The sequence below is a fragment of the Pseudoalteromonas sp. SR45-5 genome (assembly GCF_014163565.1).
In the GTDB taxonomy this organism is placed as follows: domain Bacteria; phylum Pseudomonadota; class Gammaproteobacteria; order Enterobacterales; family Alteromonadaceae; genus Pseudoalteromonas; species Pseudoalteromonas distincta.
This window is the reverse complement of the sequence record NZ_JACJDN010000778.1, coordinates 1-1,585: the sequence shown is the minus strand read 5'-3', so window position 1 is coordinate 1,585 and position 1,585 is coordinate 1. Positions and strand designations below refer to the sequence as shown.

The 1,585-nt window shown below is 37.1% G+C and carries 3 protein-coding genes; all 3 read left to right on the top strand.

The window, feature by feature from the left end:
* Positions 1–190: 190 nt before the first annotated feature.
* Entirely contained in the window at positions 191–502 is a 312-nt protein-coding gene (locus tag H5072_RS18955; RefSeq protein ID WP_033020846.1) for a hypothetical protein, read from the top strand.
* A gap of 50 nt (positions 503–552) precedes the next feature.
* Entirely contained in the window at positions 553–1,134 is a 582-nt protein-coding gene (locus tag H5072_RS18950; protein ID WP_182694446.1) for a CBS domain-containing protein, read from the top strand.
* 168 nt (positions 1,135–1,302) lie between these two features.
* Positions 1,303–1,585 (top strand): Tex-like N-terminal domain-containing protein (locus tag H5072_RS18945; protein ID WP_310735904.1); only part of this gene is annotated, 283 nt, incomplete at its 3' end.

Below are 1,585 nucleotides of genomic sequence, written 5' to 3'. Positions count from 1 at the left end.
AATTTGAAGTGACCACTCCTCAGGGAAAAAAGCAGTGGTATGTAAACAGTATCGATTACCAAAAAAAGAAATAAAAAGTTTTGATTCAGATCATGTTAACTTTTGATTGTGTAAATTAAAGCAATAAGCTATAACTGAATTATTCAAGTTGATTTGTTTAATTTGAAAGCAGTTAATTAAGGTCGTGATTATGTCAAACATAGTACAGCGCATATTTAGTAATGCCGTATTGTTTGCACTTTTAATGAGTGTAAGTTTGACGCTGCATGCCAGCAACACTGACGTAAACCTTGATAACGCTAAACTATCTAATCACTTTATTACTTGTGATATTCCTGACCAAGCAAACCTCGATTTTGACGTGGACTCTCACGTTAACACTATTACCTTTAGGTCGCCTCAACCACTTCCTAATGTCGTAGATTCTTTTTATAAGAGCACTAATCTAAACAGACCTTTTAGCACTGCATACCAACGCGGACCACCTAGCTATTTAATTTAATTCATTATTTTACAACTTAATTAAATTTTATAACTATTAAGGTGACTACTATGTCTAACTTTAAAGAATTACGTACCCAAAATATTTCTCATGGCGTTATTGCTAGCACATTTGCAGATGATCAACCATTAATCGATTTATCTTCTCCAGCGCTAAAAATGGTGAATAACTTTACTCAAAAAACACCTATTCGTGCAGAGCATGGAACAACGATTACAGAGGCACTTAAACAAGTAAGTGCACAACAATCTGACTTTGTTTTAGTAACAGACGAACACCAAAAATTAATTGGCCTAGTTTCTAGCGCCGATTTACAAAGCTCTAAAATTACTATTATTGCAGAGCGCTTAAATATGCAACGAAGCGAAGTAAGCTTACGTGACATTATGACACCAGTTAGCCGCCTTACAGGTGTAAGTATGCAAAGCTTAAGCTACGCATGCATTGGTGATGCGCTGCAAACGATGGAGCATCAGGGCACAATGTTTTTATTAGTTACAACAGCGAGTAACGAAATTTGTGGTTTAATTTCAGCTCGCCAAATAGCTAAAACATTACATATTCCTGTACATATCTCACCTATTGCTCACTCTTTCAGTGAAGTATTAGAAAACATTGAGCACCCTCACTAGGGCGCTCTTTTAGTTGAATTGATTTACTCCCGACCCAACCATCTTAAAGCAAGTAAAATAGCTTGCTTTAAGAGCTTTTCATTACTACCTCCTGTGATATTATTCAAGCAATTAACAGCGCCAGTAACACGCTTCTGGTCTTATTTTATTGTATAAAAAGGTTTTTGCATGAGCGATATCTCTGCACGTTTAGCCGGTGAGTTAAACGCACAGCAGCAACAGGTTGTTGCTGCAACAAAGTTACTTGATGAAGGCGCAACTGTTCCTTTTATTGCCCGCTACAGAAAAGAAGTTACAGGCGGCCTAGACGACACCCAATTACGCCTTTTAGAGCAGCGTTTATCGTATTTACGTGAACTAGAAGAGCGCCGTAGTTTTATTTTATCGACAATCGAATCGCAAAATAAACTAACGCCAGAGCTAAGTGCCGATATAACTAATGCACAAAGTA

What these genes read in the sequence shown, in the direction of transcription:
- H5072_RS18955 (WP_033020846.1), top strand. Translation starts at nt 191, where the DNA reads ATGTCAAACATAGTACAGCGCATATTTAGTAATGCCGTATTGTTTGCA.
- H5072_RS18950 (WP_182694446.1), top strand. Translation starts at nt 553, where the DNA reads ATGTCTAACTTTAAAGAATTACGTACCCAAAATATTTCTCATGGCGTT.